Annotated in this window: 19 protein-coding genes; 7 read left to right on the top strand and 12 right to left on the bottom strand. The window is 61.7% G+C overall.

From position 1 onward, the window contains the following. Positions 1-64 precede the first annotated feature (64 nt). The 4 genes from AB8A33_RS09860 to AB8A33_RS09845 all read left to right on the top strand — a co-directional run bounded on the left by AB8A33_RS09860 (position 65) and on the right by AB8A33_RS09845 (position 3,671). Positions 65-778: an ArsR/SmtB family transcription factor gene (locus tag AB8A33_RS09860; RefSeq protein WP_439092547.1), complete on the top strand. Its 714-nt coding sequence runs from the start codon at positions 65-67 to the stop codon at positions 776-778. A gap of 72 nt (positions 779-850) precedes the next feature. After that, positions 851-1,858 carry an alpha/beta fold hydrolase gene (locus AB8A33_RS09855; RefSeq protein ID WP_439092546.1) on the top strand — a complete coding sequence of 336 codons (1,008 nt, stop codon included), beginning with the start codon at positions 851-853 and terminating at the stop codon, positions 1,856-1,858. A 187-nt stretch (positions 1,859-2,045) separates the two neighbouring features. After that, complete coding sequence (locus AB8A33_RS09850; protein WP_089268198.1) at positions 2,046-2,306, top strand: GCG_CRPN prefix-to-repeats domain-containing protein; 261 nt, start codon at positions 2,046-2,048, stop codon at positions 2,304-2,306. Between the two features lie 120 nt (positions 2,307-2,426). Continuing rightward, entirely contained in the window at positions 2,427-3,671 is a 1,245-nt protein-coding gene (locus AB8A33_RS09845; RefSeq protein ID WP_439092545.1) for a glycerophosphodiester phosphodiesterase family protein, read from the top strand. A 9-nt stretch (positions 3,672-3,680) separates the two neighbouring features. Here AB8A33_RS09845 and AB8A33_RS09840 read toward each other — a convergent pair whose 3' ends face one another. Beyond that, positions 3,681-4,313 carry a trimeric intracellular cation channel family protein gene (locus tag AB8A33_RS09840; RefSeq protein WP_439092544.1) on the bottom strand — a complete coding sequence of 211 codons (633 nt, stop codon included), beginning with the start codon at positions 4,311-4,313 and terminating at the stop codon, positions 3,681-3,683. 122 nt (positions 4,314-4,435) lie between these two features. Here AB8A33_RS09840 and AB8A33_RS09835 point away from each other — a divergent pair, with 122 nt between their 5' ends. Then, positions 4,436-4,705 (top strand): hypothetical protein, encoded by a 270-nt coding sequence (locus tag AB8A33_RS09835; RefSeq protein WP_139212566.1) that lies wholly within the window; start codon positions 4,436-4,438, stop codon positions 4,703-4,705. Between the two features lie 23 nt (positions 4,706-4,728). Here AB8A33_RS09835 and AB8A33_RS09830 read toward each other — a convergent pair whose 3' ends face one another. Together AB8A33_RS09830 and AB8A33_RS09825 are read right to left on the bottom strand one after the other, a co-directional pair. Next, a complete protein-coding gene (locus AB8A33_RS09830) occupies positions 4,729-5,031 on the bottom strand; it encodes a twin-arginine translocation (Tat) (protein WP_439092543.1) in 303 nt (100 codons plus the stop codon). 99 nt (positions 5,032-5,130) lie between these two features. Further along, positions 5,131-5,844 (bottom strand): alpha/beta hydrolase, encoded by a 714-nt coding sequence (locus AB8A33_RS09825; RefSeq protein WP_439092542.1) that lies wholly within the window; start codon positions 5,842-5,844, stop codon positions 5,131-5,133. Positions 5,845-6,326: 482 nt separating this feature from the next. On the opposite strand from AB8A33_RS09825, the gene AB8A33_RS09820 reads away from it, so the two are divergent. Beyond that, positions 6,327-7,238, top strand: a complete 912-nt coding sequence (locus AB8A33_RS09820; protein ID WP_439092541.1) for an SIR2 family protein — start codon at positions 6,327-6,329, stop codon at positions 7,236-7,238. 9 nt (positions 7,239-7,247) lie between these two features. Here AB8A33_RS09820 and AB8A33_RS09815 read toward each other — a convergent pair whose 3' ends face one another. Continuing rightward, positions 7,248-8,780, bottom strand: a complete 1,533-nt coding sequence (locus AB8A33_RS09815; RefSeq protein WP_439092540.1) for an acyl-CoA carboxylase subunit beta — start codon at positions 8,778-8,780, stop codon at positions 7,248-7,250. Between the two features lie 179 nt (positions 8,781-8,959). Between AB8A33_RS09815 and AB8A33_RS09810 the strand changes: the two genes are divergently transcribed. Further along, positions 8,960-9,418, top strand: coding sequence for a DUF4260 domain-containing protein (locus AB8A33_RS09810; RefSeq protein WP_439092539.1), 459 nt, complete (start codon positions 8,960-8,962; stop codon positions 9,416-9,418). A 9-nt stretch (positions 9,419-9,427) separates the two neighbouring features. Here AB8A33_RS09810 and AB8A33_RS09805 read toward each other — a convergent pair whose 3' ends face one another. The 8 genes from AB8A33_RS09805 to AB8A33_RS09770 all read right to left on the bottom strand — a co-directional run bounded on the left by AB8A33_RS09805 (position 9,428) and on the right by AB8A33_RS09770 (position 16,321). After that, a complete protein-coding gene (locus tag AB8A33_RS09805; RefSeq protein ID WP_439092538.1) occupies positions 9,428-10,096 on the bottom strand; it encodes a carboxymuconolactone decarboxylase family protein in 669 nt (222 codons plus the stop codon). Positions 10,097-10,223: 127 nt separating this feature from the next. Beyond that, positions 10,224-10,487 (bottom strand): EscU/YscU/HrcU family type III secretion system export apparatus switch protein, encoded by a 264-nt coding sequence (locus tag AB8A33_RS09800; RefSeq protein ID WP_439092537.1) that lies wholly within the window; start codon positions 10,485-10,487, stop codon positions 10,224-10,226. Further along, a complete protein-coding gene (gene fliK / locus AB8A33_RS09795) occupies positions 10,484-12,220 on the bottom strand; it encodes a flagellar hook-length control protein FliK (protein ID WP_439092536.1) in 1,737 nt (578 codons plus the stop codon). Before fliK ends, AB8A33_RS09800 begins: the two co-directional genes overlap by 4 nt. A gap of 57 nt (positions 12,221-12,277) precedes the next feature. Next, positions 12,278-13,069, bottom strand: a complete 792-nt coding sequence (locus tag AB8A33_RS09790) for an ATP12 family chaperone protein (protein ID WP_439092535.1) — start codon at positions 13,067-13,069, stop codon at positions 12,278-12,280. A 74-nt stretch (positions 13,070-13,143) separates the two neighbouring features. Beyond that, on the bottom strand, positions 13,144-13,467 hold the full coding sequence (locus AB8A33_RS09785) for a hypothetical protein (RefSeq protein WP_439092534.1): 324 nt from the start codon (positions 13,465-13,467) through the stop codon (positions 13,144-13,146). Positions 13,468-13,496: 29 nt separating this feature from the next. Further along, the gene (bluB, locus tag AB8A33_RS09780; protein WP_439092533.1) at positions 13,497-14,177 is read right to left on the bottom strand and encodes a 5,6-dimethylbenzimidazole synthase; all 681 of its coding nucleotides are present in this window, start codon (positions 14,175-14,177) and stop codon (positions 13,497-13,499) included. A gap of 4 nt (positions 14,178-14,181) precedes the next feature. After that, on the bottom strand, positions 14,182-15,588 hold the full coding sequence (locus AB8A33_RS09775; protein ID WP_439092532.1) for an RluA family pseudouridine synthase: 1,407 nt from the start codon (positions 15,586-15,588) through the stop codon (positions 14,182-14,184). Between the two features lie 88 nt (positions 15,589-15,676). Then, the gene (locus AB8A33_RS09770; protein ID WP_439095897.1) at positions 15,677-16,321 is read right to left on the bottom strand and encodes a tetratricopeptide repeat protein; all 645 of its coding nucleotides are present in this window, start codon (positions 16,319-16,321) and stop codon (positions 15,677-15,679) included. Between the last annotated feature and the right edge of the window lie 24 nt (positions 16,322-16,345).

Genomic DNA, 16,345 nt, shown 5'->3' with positions numbered 1-16,345 from the left:
TCCCTCTGCAGATACCTCGATATAGCCGCTTGAGGGACCGTGACACTTCGATTAGCATCGAAGTATGAAAGCGGGTCCGGACATCGCCATGGTCGCTGCACTTGTTGGCGACCCTGCGCGCGCCAATATGCTGACGGCGCTGATGACAGGCCGTGCGCTGACCGCGAGCGAACTCGCCCAGGAAGCCGGGATTACTGCACCAACGGCGAGTTCACACCTCTCCAAGCTCGAAGCAGGCGGCTTGATCGAGCCGGAAAAACAAGGGCGCCATCGCTATTATCGCCTCACCGGCCCCGATGTCGCCGGTGTGCTGGAAGGTCTGGCCGGCCTGGCAGCCCGCGCGGGCCACCTCCGTCTCCGCACCGGGCCGAAAGAACCCGCATTACGCCGCGCGCGGATTTGCTACGACCATCTCGCCGGCGATCTCGGCGTGCAGATGCTCGACAGTATGCGGGCACAGAGACTGATCCGGCAGACCGAGCAGATCATCGAACTCACGACCCAGGGCAACCGGTTCGTTGCTGAGGAATTGAGGATAGATCTGACAACGCTGGCTCATCCGCGCCGGCCGGTCTGCAAGGCCTGCCTCGACTGGAGCGAGCGTCGCCACCATCTGGCCGGGACACTTGGCGCTGCCATCATGATCTCATTTACTGCCATGAAATGGGCGGCTAGAGACCCCTCGCCCGGCAGCCGCGTAGTGCATTTCACCCGCAGCGGCGAGAAGCGCTTCGAGGCATTGTTCGGCACCACCGGCGACGCCATCCGGAAAACGTGAAGACGCCGGCTTACCTTCGCCGCAATGCAGCCTGAAACCGCGCCGGACCTTCCTTCTCCCGGAGCTTTCTCGATGAACCGCCTGCTGCTCGCTGCGCTGATTGCAACCTTACCGTTCACCTCATCGCAGGCGGCCGAGCCTCTTGCGGCACGCGAGCCCTATGGCATCGGCCTCGAAGGTTTCCCCTATCCCTACCCCGTCAATATGCTGCCGCTGGTCAATGACGGCGAGCAGCTGCGCATGGCCTATATGGACGTGCCATCGACCAAGCCCAATGGTCGGACTGTGGTGCTGCTGCATGGCCGCAATTTCCCGTCGAGCTACTGGGCTCCGGTGATCGGCACGTTGAACGATGCAGGTTACCGCGTCGTGGTCCCCGATCAGATCGGCTTCGGCAAATCGTCGAAGCCATCAGGCGATCTGCATTTCGACAACCTCGCCCGCAACACCGTAGCGCTGATGGATCACCTCGGGATCGCGAAATTCGACATCGTCGCGCATTCCCTCGGCGGCATGTTGAGCGTGCGCGTTGCCCGCGCTTATCCCGATCGCATCGATCACCTGCTGCTCGCGGCGCCGATCGGACTTGAGGACTATCGCCTGTATGTGCCGCCGACGCCGACCGAGAAGATTCTGGAGAACGAAGACAAGCTGACGGCGGAGGGCTACCGCAAACAGCTCGAGGTGAACTATTCGCTGAAGATGCAGCCCGACCAGGTAACGCCCTTCATCGATGCGCGTTTCAACATCAAGGGATCGCCGGAATATCCGCGCTGGCTGCGCGCCTTCGTCAGCTCGGCGCAGCTCATTTATCGCGAGCCCGTGGTCCACGAGATTCCCCTGATCGCGCTGCCGACCCTGTTCATCATGGGGGCCGACGATCACAACGCACCGGGCAAGCCGAATGCGCCGGAGGCGCTACGGCCGAAGATGGGTCAGAACGCCGATCTCGCCAAGGCGCTGGCGGCGAAGATGCCGAACGCGAAGGCCGAGGTGTTGCCGAACGCGGGCCATATCGTGTTTCTCGATGCACCGGCCAAATTCAACGAGCTGATGCTCGCATTTCTCGCGGCGAAGTAGCAATCACCGCACCCTGCTACGCAAATATCTCGAAACATTCATGCTGTATTCAGATCGAATCGGCTTAATCGTGCTGCGCAGCGTTGATCCCTAGCAATTTTCTTGCCCGTAAGAGTTCTGCAGCGGGTGATGCGATGCCATCATTATTCTCTGCGCCGCATCGCGGCACCATCGAGGGAGAACACGAATGAAGACGATCTTTGCGGCAGCCTTGTTTGCCGTTAGCGTCGGGGGCATCGGTGCCGCCAGCGCAATGCCTCTGGCTCCGCTGAGCGCTGCAGACACAGCAGGCGTGATCCAGGTGGCTCAGGGTTGCGGCCCCGGCTATGCCCGCGGCCCCTATGGCGGTTGCCGCCCGATGTTTCGTGGTCCACCGCCGCGCGGCCCGGGTTACTGCCCACCCGGCTTCTTCCGCAATCCCTACGGCCGCTGTATCCGCCGCTGGTGATCGCTGCACAATCCTGACGACGAAGACCCCGCCACTGGCGGGGTTTTTTGTTGCCCACGCGGCGGTTACGGCCGTCACACGAAGATGACAGAATAGCGCTTCGCTATTCTGGAGATCGTCATGTCGCGCGCCTTGCGTCGTCTCATTCTGGCCGGGCTGCTCGGCCTCTCATCGCTGACGACCGCCAGCGCCGAGACCATTCCCCTGCCCGAGCCGCAGCTGGGTCCGCGGCCGTTCTATCTTGTCGACAAGATGAAGGACGGTCCGCTGAAGACGAAGCTCAGCACCTGCACTGGGCCATTCCGCAAGAGCGACTTCTCCATCGCCCATCGCGGCGCGCCGCTGCAATTTCCCGAGCATACGAGGGAGTCCTATCTCGCCGCAGCGCGGATGGGCGCTGGCGTGATCGAATGCGACGTGACCTTCACCAAAGATCGCCAGCTGGTCTGCCGGCATTCGCAATGCGACCTGCACACGACAACCAATATTCTCTCGGTGCCGGCGCTGGCGAACAAATGCACGCAGCCCTTCAGCCCTGCCGATCCCGCCACCGGCAGGAAGGCGTCGGCGAAATGCTGTACCAGCGACATCACGCTGGCGGAATTCAGGACGCTGACGGCGAAGATGGATGCCGCCAACACCTCTGCCACGACCGTCGCTGATTATCAGAACGGCACGCCGCGCTGGCGCACCGACCTTTATGCCAGCTCGGGCACGCTGATGACCCATGCGGAGAGCATCGCGCTGATCAAGAGCCTCGGCGCCAAATTCACGCCCGAGCTGAAAGCGCCGGAAGTGCCGATGCCGTTCGACGGCGATTACAGCCAGGAGAAATACGCGACCCAGATGCTCGACGAGTATCGCGCCGCTGGCATTCCGCCTGGCGACGTATTTGCCCAGAGCTTCGATCTCAACGACATCAAGTTCTGGATCCGCACCGCGCCGGAATTCGGCGCACAGGCGGTCTATCTCGATGGCCGCTATGAAACACCGGGTTTCGATCACATGCGCGCGGAAACGTGGAAACCGTCGATGGCGGAGCTCAAGGCTGCCGGCGTCAAGATTCTCGCGCCGCCGATCTATATGCTGCTGACGCTCGACGGCAGCGGCCAGATCGTGCCCTCTCCTTATGCCAAGGCAGCACGCGATGCCGGGCTCGAACTGATCACATGGTCGCTGGAGCGCGAGGGGCCGCTCGCAAACGGCGGCGGCTTCTTCCATCGCTCGGTCAAACCCGCCATCGATCGCGACGGCGATACGCTCACCGTGCTCGATGTACTGGCGAAGGACGTCGGCGTGCGCGGTGTGTTTTCCGACTGGCCGGCGACGACGACGTTCTATGCGAGCTGCATGGGGCTGCGCTGACGCAGCACGCTATTTGGCGTCGCTGTCATAGATAAATTTCGGCATTTCCAGCTTCAGCCGGATTGCCAGCAGGCGGAACACCAGTCCGGTCACGGCGGCAACCAGCGTCACCAGATCGGGACTGAATCCGTATTTGATGCCGCCGATATAGAGAAGCCCCGTGACGATCGACACGCTGGCATAAAGTTCGGCGCGAAACAGCAGCGGCACGTCGTTGCACAGCACGTCGCGAATGACGCCGCCGACGCAGCCGGTGATCATCCCGGCCACGACCACGATCAGCAGCGGCTGATCCATGGCGAGCGCGATGTTGCAGCCCATAATGGTAAAGACCACGAGGCCGATGGCATCGAGCACCAGAAACAGCGCGTGGAAGCGATGCACCACGCGCGCAAGCCCGATGGTCACCAGCGCCGCACCGCCGGTCAGCAGCAGCAGATAAGGGCTTTTCACCCACCACAGCGGATAGTGCCCGAGCAGCATGTCGCGCATCGAACCACCGCCAAGCGCAGTGATGCAGCCGAGCATGGCGACGCCAAGCCAATCCATCTTGCGCCGTCCGGCCGCGAGCGCAGCCGTCATCGCCTCGGCAACGAGCGCGATCATGGCAAGCGGAAACAGCAGGGCTTCGGTATGGGGCATGGGACTCGTCGGCAGCGGATGACGGCGACCTGTAACACAAATCCGTGCATGCGGTGACCGGCGGCGGACAAATCCCCGCCATCTTCCTGAGCCTCCATCACAACCTCACAGCAGGAGGTGTCATGACCCGTCTGTTTCTCACCCTCCCCATTCTACTCATGGCTGGCGCGGCCATGGCGGAGGACGCGCGGCTGTCGATGCCCTATTACGGCAGCGCCACCATGAATGCCGATGACAGCCTGGTGCTGCATTTCACCCGCACGGTGGACGGCAAGCCGGCTGACGGCTCGCAGACCTTTGCCCCCGGCGATCGCAGCTATGACAACGTGCGTCGCCACCTGAGCGGCATTGAACCCGGCCAGACCAAACCGCTGACGCCCTGGAGAGACTGAGCGTCAGCACAAACGGGCTTGCCCTACCAATACCGGCGGCGCCAGTAGCGACGACGCCAGTAACGGCGTCGGACGCCCCAGCGGCGACGGCGCCAACCCCAATGCCGTCCCCGCCAGCCGCGATGCCAGCGCACCTGTTCCGGCTGCAGGCGATCGACATCGTCCTGCGAGGCCACCGCAGGCTGCGGTTCACTGTCCGGTTTGTGGTTGTCGAGCGGATTGGTCGGCAGCAGCGGCGCGGCCTGGGCCTGGACGACGGTCTGGGCGACCAACCCGACGCCCGCGACAAAGCCGAAGGCGATCTTCAGAAAATGACGGCGTTCCATCGCAATCTCTCCCTGATATCCGTGAGGAGATCAGGATCGGACCGGCGGCATGAATGGAAACTGAATGCGCGCGGGAACTCACATCTTCAGACGTCGGGACTATCGAAAGGCGGCAGCGAGCCCGACCACCTGGCCATCGAGCCCGTTGAAGCCATGATATCCCCGCGCCTCACAGGGATCGCCGTCATTGCGCCCGCCGCTCAGCCACGCCACGCGGGCGCGCCCGGCCGACCATTTCACGAACGGATCGACGCCCGCCGGCGCGGTGACTTTGCAGCCGTCATTGCGATGATGGATGACAAGCGTGCGCGGCAGCGCCGAAGGCGATCCGATGATCGACATGACATTGCTGCCACTGCCCGACTCCGCACTGAGAAAGCCCGAGGTCAGCACCAGCGCATCCGGCCGCGCACCGCGCGCAATGCCTTCGGCGGCACGTTGCGTCCCACGGCTGGTCGCCACCACCGTCACCGGGCGCTTGATCGCCGCCATATATTGCACCGCGCTGGACAGATCGGTCCCAGCATCGACCACCAGCACCGCCAGACCGCGCGCCGCATAGGCGCTGCGGGTACGCACGAGCTGATTGCCCTTCAGCCCGTTGATCTCGCCATGTTCGCCGGGGCTGATGGCACCGCTGCCGCCGGGCATCAGGATCACGCTGGCACGCGGTGATGCGGGCTTGATGAGCACAGCGCGCGAGCCACCGATGGTGACGGTTTCATCAGCGAGGGCGGCGCTGCTTGCGAAGCAGAGCAGCGACAGGGCACCGACGATTGAGATCGTATGGACATTGATCACATGCTTCTCCATGGAAAAATTATCAGTTCGAGCTGAATGTTGAGAATCCCACTAAAAGATGTATCAGTAACTCTCCTCGCCTCTCGCGAGATGACATCACCTATTTATAGTTATTACTGAACATCTTCGGTCGCACGCGCATAGAGAGGCTTGAATGAAGACGAACGCGCAGCCCAGAAAGAATGTAGCATTCTCGGCCGAGATAACTTCGCAGAACTGCCAGTGCGAGTTTTGCAAAAGAAACAAGAGCTTTGAGGCACCTTCCGAATTGATAGATCTGTTTATGGACGGAAAAGTCGTCCTATTTGCAGGCGCGGGCATAAGCACCGAAGCAAAAGGCGTAATGCCGAACAGCTTCTATAACGAGATAAAGCACATAGTCGGAGTATCCGACGAAAACGCGACGTTTCCAGAGGTAATGCAGCAGTTTTGCTCTTCGCCCTCAGGCAAAGTCGGATTGATACAAAGGATAAAGGATCATTTCGACTACGCCTATGCGCATTTATCAATTTACAAGGACGCCACGCGGATCAATCTCAAACTTTGGCTCCATAGTCGCAACCACTGCAGATTATGAAGCCTGTAATGAGAGACTCAAGAAAGGACTATTGGGAGCGCACCTAAAATCGCTACTAGCAACGCGCTCGACCGTTTTTGTAGGGTACTCTTTAAAAGACGACGATTTCTTACAAGTATACGATTCCGTCAGAGAATCACTGAGCGACTTCCATCGACAGGCCTATTTCATATCACCTGACATTAGTGCAGATGACCGCTCACGACTGATGGCGATGAACCTTTTCCTTATCGAGACAGACGGCACTTTCTTTCTATCTCAGTTAAAAGGGCACTCAACGAAGCACAGATGCATCGCCCCCGACGACATGTATGACGACGTAATCAAGCTGCTCGTTTCAGTTGAAGAGGCGCATTCGTGGCTTCACGACCGTTACAACGCGCAAAAATACCCACAGATACTTTTCTGCTCATGGTACCAAGATGGCTTAAAGCATGCGCTTGAACGAATATTGAGACTGAGAGCTACAGGCAGATACTCAGATCTCCATCAGATTTCACATTCATTCAGAGCGTATCACGGGTATGCCGAACGCTATCGAAAAATAAGACGCTTTGATGACGCCTCTTATTGCTACGGATATGCAAACGCATACCTTTACGCGGGCCTTACCGCTGAAGAGAGAGCCAGTATGGACGCTCCCCTATTCTTCTATTTCGATGCAGAACTACAAAATTCATCTCAATACCGGGGAGCCCTGAAGCATCTTCCCGACCTGCACAAGACAGCATTCAAGTACGCCGAAGGCGTCGTTAAACGACACCCCTATCTGTCCAATCACGTCTTGCATCACAAGGACCAGCTTGACCTAAGCTTGGTCCAAAAATGATCTGCGAAACTACAACGGCATATTGTCGTGCTTCTTCATCGGCACTTCCAGATGCTTGTCCTTCAGCATCGCCAGCGCGCGGGCGATGCGCTTGCGGGTGGAGTGCGGCATGATCACGTCGTCGATATAGCCGCGCTCGGCGGCCACAAACGGCGACAGGAAGCGGTCTTCATATTCCTTGGTGCGCGCGGCGATCTTGTCGGCGTCGCCGATGTCCTGACGGAAGATGATTTCCACCGCGCCCTTGGCGCCCATGACCGCGATCTGCGCCGTCGGCCAGGCATAGTTCATGTCGGCGCCGATTTCCTTCGAGGCCATCACGTCGAAGGCGCCGCCATAGGCCTTGCGGGTGATCACGGTCACCAAGGGGACGGTGCACTGGCTATAGGCGAACAACAGCTTGGCGCCGTGCTTGATCAGGCCACCATATTCCTGCGCGGTGCCCGGCAGGAAGCCCGGCACGTCCACGAAGGTGACGATCGGAATGTTGAAGGCATCGCAGAAGCGCACGAAGCGCGCAGCCTTGCGCGACGCGTCAGAGTCGAGCACGCCGGCCAGCACCATCGGCTGGTTGGCGACGAAGCCCACGGTCTTGCCGGCGATACGGCCAAAACCTGTGACAATGTTCTTGGCGAAGGTCTCGGCGATCTCGAAGAAGTCGCCCTCGTCCACGACCTTCAGGATCAGCTCCTTCATGTCATAGGGCTTATTCGGATTGTCGGGGATCAGGGTGTCGAGCGACAGATCCTGACGCTCGATGTCGTCGAAGCTCGGCCATTCCGGCACGCCTTCGGTGTTGTTGGCCGGCAGGAAGTCGATCAGCCGGCGCATCTGCAGCAGCGTCTCGACATCATTCTCGAAGGCACCGTCGGCGATCGAGGATTTCGTCGCATGCACGCTGGCGCCGCCGAGTTCTTCGGCGGTGACCACCTCATTGGTCACCGTCTTCACCACGTCGGGGCCGGTGACGAACATGTAGCTGGTGTTCTTCACCATGAAGATGAAGTCGGTCATGGCCGGCGAATAGACGTCGCCGCCGGCACAGGGTCCCATGATGACGGAGATCTGCGGGATCACGCCCGACGCCTGCACGTTGCGGCGGAACACATAGGAATAACCCGCGAGCGCCGCGACACCCTCCTGGATACGCGCGCCGCCGGCGTCATAGAGGCCGATGATCGGCGCCCGCGCCTTCATCGCCATATCCTGCAGCTTGGTGATCTTGAGCGCGTGGGTCTCGGACAGCGAGCCGCCGAAAACCGTAAAGTCCTTGGCGAAGACGAAGGTCTTGCGGCCGTTGACGGTGCCCCAGCCGGTGACAACGCCGTCGCCGGGAATCCTGGACTTCTCCATGCCAAATTCCACGGAGCGGTGTTCGACGAACATATCGAATTCCTCGAAAGACCCCTTGTCCAGCAGCAGCTCGATGCGCTCGCGGGCGGTCAGCTTGCCCTTGCTGTGCTGCGACTCGATGCGCTTCTCGCCGCCGCCCAGTTTGGCGCCTGCACGACGCTGTTCGAGGGTGTCCAGGATGTCTTTCATGTGCTCCAGCCCGTCAATGTCACGTGTTATCGCCCGCGGCGACCGCGGGGTTTGGGCGAGGTTCTAGCATGGGGTTTTCGGCGGTGGAAACGCCCATCAGGAAGGGTTGAATCCCCCAAAATCGCATGGCGCTGGCGGCAATCCTGCCTATATCCGGATCAGACAAGGGAGAGCGCCGGATGGCCAATATCGTGATCAATGAAAGCAGCGGCGCGGCCACGGGTGGCGTACGCGATCTGCTGCGCTGGGAAGGCATGGCACTGTTTGTCGGAATGACGCTGTTCTACTGGATATCGGGTGGGCCCTGGCAGATCTACGCGCTGTTTTTCTTCGCCCCGGACCTGAGCATGCTGGCCTATCTGGCCGGCCCACGGATCGGCGCCGGCGTCTATAATCTGGTGCATGCGACCATCGCGCCGCTGCTGCTCGCCCTCGCCGGTATCGCCACCGCGGAGCCGATCGCCGGCTCGATCGCGCTGGTCTGGTTCGCCCATATCGGCTTCGACCGCGCACTCGGCTACGGGCTCAAATACGACGCCGGTTTCCGCTTCACGCATCTCGGCCGCATCGGCAAGGATGCGACAGTGCCAGCGACGGCGGAAAACCCGACCACGGGCAACCAGATCAAGGCCGCCTGAGCGAAGGACTTACGGCTCGCCCGGCTTGAACGGCGCTTCCTTGCCGGGCGGTGTGCTTTCCTCGGCCATCGCCAGTAGCATGGCCACCATCACGTAATTGCCGGCCACCGCCGTAAGATCGACGATCTGCTGATCGTTGAAGATTTTCTTGGCGCGGGCATAGGTCGCGTCGGAGACCTTGTGCGTGCTCGTCAGCTCAGTGACGAAGTCGTACACCGTCGCCTCGTCCTCAGCCATGTTCGCCGGCCGCTTGTTGGCCTTGAGATCGGCGATGATATCGGGCGACAGCCCCGCCTTCTGTGCCAGCGGCGCATGCGCGAACCACTCGACCTGCGAGCGCCATTGCCGACCGATGATGATGATCGCGAACTCGTTGAGCTTGACCGGAACGGACGTGTCCCAGCGCAGATAGGCGAACAGATCGAACAGCTTTTGCCCGAGCACCGGGCTGCGCATCATCGGATTGTAGGGACCGGCGAGCCCCACGCTCGAGACCTTCATCACCTGCTCACCGAGCGGCTTCTGCTTCGCGTCGAGTTGATCCATGGTGAGCTGCGGAAAGCGCGGCTCCTTGCTGGTGGCAGGCTGCGCAAAGATCGTTGCGGCAAACCAGCCGCCGGCCGCTGCAAGCGCGAGCGACGACAGACCAACAGACGACGTCCAGAGCGTGGATTTCATGATTTCCTCCGTGAGCATTTTTTGTTGTTCACGGAGGCTAGTTCAGCGCACCGTAAGATACCATCGGCAAACGAAGATGACTGGAACCTACGAAGGGCAGATATCAGGACGGCAAAATGCTGCGGTCCTAGGCGCGGCCCGACAGCCGCAGCACGAAGACGAGCACTTCGGCAACGGCCTTGTAGAGCTCGGCTGGAATCTCGTCGCCGATTTCGACATTGGAGAGTGCACCGGCCAGAACTTCGTTTTCCTCGATCGGAATGTCGTGGGCCTTGGCGACCTCGATGATTTTCTCACCGATCGCGCCCTTGCCTTTCGCGGTGACAACAGGCGCGCCGGTCTTGTCGTAATGCAGCGCGACGGCGAGCGATCTTTTGGGCTGCACGATCATAGCGCGCGATCCAGGAAGTGTCCCGCCGAAGCGGGCGCGGGTTGTACCGGTGCGCCCTCGCGGACCACGATATCGCCGGGCTGCAGATTGGCGCGGATCAGCGCCTGATTGAGCTGCGCCGTTCCGGCCTGCAATTGCAGCGCCGTCGCCGGCCGCTCCGCCCACATCCGCACCGAGGTTTTGTCGCCGGTCAGCGAGACCAGCGCATGGACCGGGCCAGCGGGCTCGACGTCGAGCGAAAAGCGCGCACGCCAGACTTGCTTGGCCGCTTCAGCCTCGCTGCCATTGCCGCCATCGCGCGAAATTTCGAATTGCGCCATGGCCGTACCAGCCGGCACCGCAAATGGAATTTCGAAACTCCAACGCGGCGAAGCCTGATCGAGCCGCGGCGCTGCAAGACCGTCCGCACGATCCGGCAAGGATGCCACCTGCAGCAGGGTCTGGCGCGCCAGTGCAGCATCGGTATCCGCGAGCAGATGATGGACGGTGGCAGTCAGCGGCGCATTGGGCGGGAGTGTCGGCAAGGCCATCGCCTGCGCCGTTGGCAGCCCACCGCGCAACGGCGGCGGCGGCAGGGTGTTGCGTGCGATGTTGGTGTCGGCACCTGTCTGGCCCGTGGGCGCCTTCGCGGCGGGCAGCAGATCCATCATCATGCTGTCGTCGAACACCAGCGATGCTGCGCTTCCCATGCCCTTCGGCGCCGTCTGCAGCGCGTCACGGAGCAAGTTGAACACGGCCCGGTTGGCCGTCAGTTGTGCAGCCGCTTCGGGGGCCTTTGCCATAACCGGCGCGCTTTGAGGCGCAACATCGAGCACGGGCTCATCTGCGGCGAGAAGTCCAGCCTGCTGCAGCGGATCGTTCTTGATGCTGGCCTTGGGCAACATGGCCGCGGTCACCGCAGCGGCTTGCGCCTGCTGTGCGGTGACCTGCGCCACGACATTGGGGAGCGCGTTTGCCAATGCCGATGCCGGCTGCTCCGGCGTAGCCACCGGTGTCGCTGGATTCGCCTGCGCTGGCGTTGTGCTCTGGGTCGGACTCGCTGTGGCGAGCGTCGTCGCCAATGCCTGGCGCAACACGATCAACGCCGCTTTCATGTCGGGCAGCCCGCCTTGCGGCAGCGATCCCTTGGCCAGCGACGATTCCAGAAACAGGCCGGAATTCTGGAACGCCGATTTGACTTCCTCGCCGGTGAGCTGGGCATCGAGCGGCGGACGTTGCGCCAGCACCTGTGCGACCGCTTGCTGCAATTGCGGCGGCAGCCCCTGCAGCGAGGTCGCAGCGCCGAGATTGGCAAACAACGTCGCCAGACTCGCCTGCTGCGTCACGGCACTTTGCTTGGCGGTAGAGACCGCCTGTGCTTCCAGCGACGTCAGCTGGATCTTGGAGGTCGCGATGGCATTGGCGAGATTGATTGGCAGGTCTGGCGCAAGCGTCACATTGCCGGAGGACGCGCCACCCGCCTGCCCTGCACCTGTGTTTTGCGGCGTGACGACGGCAAGCTGGACATTGCCGTTGTCCGTCTTCGACACTGTGAATTGCAGCACCTGCCCGGCCTGCAACGGCACCTGCGATTGCACGTCGATCGTGCTGTGCCCGATGGCGATACGAACCTGATTGTCTGGCGAGACCGACAGCACGCGGCCGGCAATCACGCTGCCGGGCTGAAACGCGACTTCGCTCGCCACGCCCTGCGCGGAGACAACCGGTAAGATCGAGTTGACGGGAGTCGGCATGGTGTGCGGCACCGGACAATGGTGCAGCCAAGCTAGTTAACGGTCGTTAACTTCGGATTAACCCGCTGACGGAACAACCGCCTTCAACACAAGCACGGCAGCTTTGAAATCCACCTGTCGCGCCGCGCGCCGCGCAGCGACTTCCTCGTCGAGGCCCCATTTCTCGATATTCCAGTCTTCGTCGACAAAGGCGGCGGTCCAGACCTGATCGGCATTCAGATGACCATGGAGTAGCGACAGCGCGAGCAGCGCCGAGCCGGTGATCGTGGTCACCAGATGCAGCGCGGCGACCGCCCATGGATCGCTCGGCAGCGCCGCGCGGGCAGATGCGATGGCCTGTTCGGGCTGGCTAACATGCACGATGCCCTCGGCCAGGATGAAATGCGCGCCGAGATCATCGGCGGCCCAGAACAAGACGGGATCCCATGCCGCAGCCTCGCGCGCGATAAGCGCCTCGGGATAGCTCGCGCGGTAGAACAAGAGATCCGTGCTGAAGTATTTTGCGATATCGTCAGCCACCGCCCGGGTCTGTGCCTCATCGCGGATCGCATCGATCACGCTATTGGCCAGCCGCGTCACCGGCATGCTCGTGGGGTCGATGACATCCTGCTGCGCGTTCCATTCCGCAACCATGACCTCGGCAATGGCGCGCTTGGGAATGACCAGCGGATGGCGCGATGGCGTGCGCACGGTCTTGTCGTCGAGCGTGATGGCAAAGCCGTCCGGCGTCTCGCTCATCCCGACGATCTTGTAGAAACGCTTGCGCTGCGGGCCACGCGTCGACCGTCGCACCGCCTCTTGCGGATCGAGCTGCGACTGGCCGAACACGTCGTCAAACAATTCACGCATCGATGATCTTGATCCTGTTGTCCCGCCATACTTTACGCGACAGACAGGCGCCACGCGAGATCAAATCGCTCACGTCAGCGATTGGCGCAGGCTCGCGAATAGGTCGCACGATCATTGGGGCCGAGACCGGCAGCGGCGCCATCCTGAAGGCAGTTGGTGATACGGTCGCTGAATGAACCACGCGCCTGTGGCACATTCTGTTGCCGCGGCAGATCGCCGAGCTGAGGCACGACAGGTACTTCTATCCGTGGCGGTGGCGGTGCGGGCGGCAGTGGCGTGATCAGCGCCGGGTTGCCGGGCACTCCAATATATTGCGCCGATACCGGCACAGCAAACAACACCACCACAACGGCGGCCGCCACAGCGAATGGGATGGGGCGATATCTCATCTGCCTCATGTCGTCACGATCCCGCATCACATCAAGTGTCAGCGCCGGACAATGTGATCTGCCGCCGTGTGACGGCATTCCCATCCGGCGCGCTCGAGTTCCGGCCGGTCATCATTGATCTCGGGATAGCCGATACAGAAATAGCCGATCAGCCGCCAATCACGGGGTATATCGAGTGTTACTGCGATGGCTGCAGGATCGAGGATCGAGACCCAGCCCATGCCAATGCCCTCTGCGCGCGCGGCGAGCCACATGGTCGCAATCGCCGTCACCACCGAATAATCCGCCATCTCCGGCATGGTGCGGCGACCGAGGCCGTGACCGACATCCGTCGCGTGATCTGCGAACACCGCGAGGTGGCATGGCGCTTCGCGCAGGCCGGCGAGCTTGAGCGTCGCATAGTTCTGCGCGCGTTCGCCGGTATAGGCGCTCAATGCCTCGGCATTGCAGGCGCTGAAATTCTCCAGCACCGCCTGACGGCGTGACGCATCATCGACAATGACGAAGCGCCATGGCTGGCTCAGGCCCACCGAAGGCGCGAGGCATGCGGTATCGATCAGGCGATCGAGAAAGCCTGCAGGCAGTGGATCGGACTTGAAGCGCCTGATATCGCGGCGCCACACGAACAGATCATGCAGACGCGCGCGAAACGCGGCGTCGAACTCCGGCGCCCCGATTGTTGCCGGCGTCACGCGCGGGATGTTGTCGGAGCCCGACAACGCCCTACTCTTCCGGAGCGTTCTCGATCGGGTCGAACCGGTCGTGTTCGAGACCGAGCAGATTCCACGACTGCAGCATATGTGGCGGCAGGGGCGCCGTCGCGTCGATCACGCCACCGCGCGGATGCGGAATCACGATACGGCGTGCCAAAAGATGCAGGCGCTTCTGAATGCCGCCCGGCAACTGCCAGTTCTCGATGTTGAAATATTTCGGATCGCCGACGATGGCGTGGCCGATATGCGCCATATGCGCGCGCAACTGATGCGTCCGCCCGGTCACCGGCTTCAGCGATACCCAGGCAAGCTTCTGCGCCGAGGTCTCCACCACCGCGTAGTACGTCACCGCATGGCTGGCGCCTTCATCACCATGTTTGGCGACGCGCATGATTGTGTCTTCCTCGTTCTCTTCCTTGGCGAGATAGGTCGAGATGCGGCCCTGCTTCGGCTTCGGTACGCCGGCAACCAGCGCCCAATAGATCTTTCGCGCGGAGCGTTCGCGGAACGCGCCGGTGAGCTTGGTCGCGGCAAAACGCGTCTTGGCGATCAAGAGGCAGCCTGACGTCTCGCGATCGAGACGATGCACCAGGCGCGGCTTCTGTCCCTTGGCGTCGCGCATCACCTCCAGCATCATATCGACGTGACGCGTCATGCCCGAGCCGCCCTGCACGGCAAGACCGGCGGGCTTGTTCAGCACCATGACGTCGTCGTCCTCGTAGATCGTCATCTCCTTGAGCGCCTGCAGAGTCTTGTTGGCAGCTTCGGAGAGTTCACCGACGACCTTCGGCGCATCGAGCTTCAGCGGCGGGATGCGGACAGTCTGTCCCTCTTCCAGCCGATCCTTGCTGTCGGCGCGCTTGCCGTTCACGCGCAACTCGCCTTTACGGACGATACGCTGGATATGGGAGAATGACAGGCCGGGGAAATGCGCTTCGAGAAAGCGATCGACGCGCATGCCGTTCTCGTCAGGCGTGACGATGACGTTCTGCACGGCGGTGGGCAAAGGCGCTGGCGCGACTTCCGGCTTCGCCGGCTCTTCATCGAGATAAGCCACAGGAGGTCGCGGCTCGCGCAGCGGCGCATTGCCGTAACGCGGCGCGGGCTTGCCGCCCGGACGCGAACCGGAAGGACGCGCGCTTGGTGGACGCTTGCTGCCCGGTCGCTCGGGCCGTTCTGGCCGCTCGGACCACTCCGAGCGTTCCGGCCGCTCACCGGCCCGGGCGCGCGGCGGACGCGCGCTCATCGGACGATCGCTGCTCACACGGCCGGCCTTGCCGAATGACGGCCGCTCGCCCTTCGACGGGGCGGCCTTGGCGGCAGCGCGCTTCGGAGCGGCACCCTTGCCACGCGGCGCCTTGCTGCGCTCACCACCGGGGCCACGCTTGGCGAGAGGCTTCTTGTCGCGACGGCTCATGATTGTCTGTTCCTTTTGACGTCATTCGCAGACAGCATGCATGATGCGCGCGACGACCTAATTTCTGTATACGGCAAATCTACCGCTATTACTTGCATGATGCCTGACTCTTCAGAGCAGCAAGGTCACTGCCTGCATTGGCCGAGAGGCGCTGCTTGAGCGCCTCGTCTGCGGCCCGGCAGGCAGCGTCGCGATCGCCATTCTGCAGCCGCGCATGAGCGAGGTTTGACCATGCGTCACCGAAATCGGGCGTATCGAGCACCGCCTGCTCGAGCAAAGGTAATGCATCCTTGGGCCGCTTCGATATCAGCATGAAGCGACCGTAATCAGCCTTCAATGTTTTCAACGGATTGGGCTGCCGAAGCGCGATCCTGAACAGTTCATCAGCGAACACGGGATCGTTGAACCGCATCAACGTGACCACGGCCAATCCGTGATACAGTTCGCTCTGCTCCGGCGCGATCAGATAGGCCTGATTGAAACGCCGAGCGGCTTCCGCAGCATTGCCGCCCGTAATTGCCCGCCAGCCGCGCAGCGTGGTCTCATCGAACGCCTTCTGCCTGCTGCCGGTCGCCTGCAATACGGCAGCGACAAACTTCTCGTCAGCCTCCCGCTGTGCGGGCGACTTGTCGGCAAAGCCAAAGAAGGGCTTCTCATTGACCGGTGCATCATACGTCTTCTTCGTGACCTGAACACCTTTGGCGACCTCAACGGTCTGCGCAGATGCCGACACTACCGACAACAGTACCGCCACCAT

This window comes from Tardiphaga sp. 813_E8_N1_3, from assembly GCF_051811025.1.
GTDB lineage: Bacteria > Pseudomonadota > Alphaproteobacteria > Rhizobiales > Xanthobacteraceae > Tardiphaga.
Note: the sequence above shows the minus strand (reverse complement) of the source record. Positions and strands in the feature narration are given on the sequence as shown.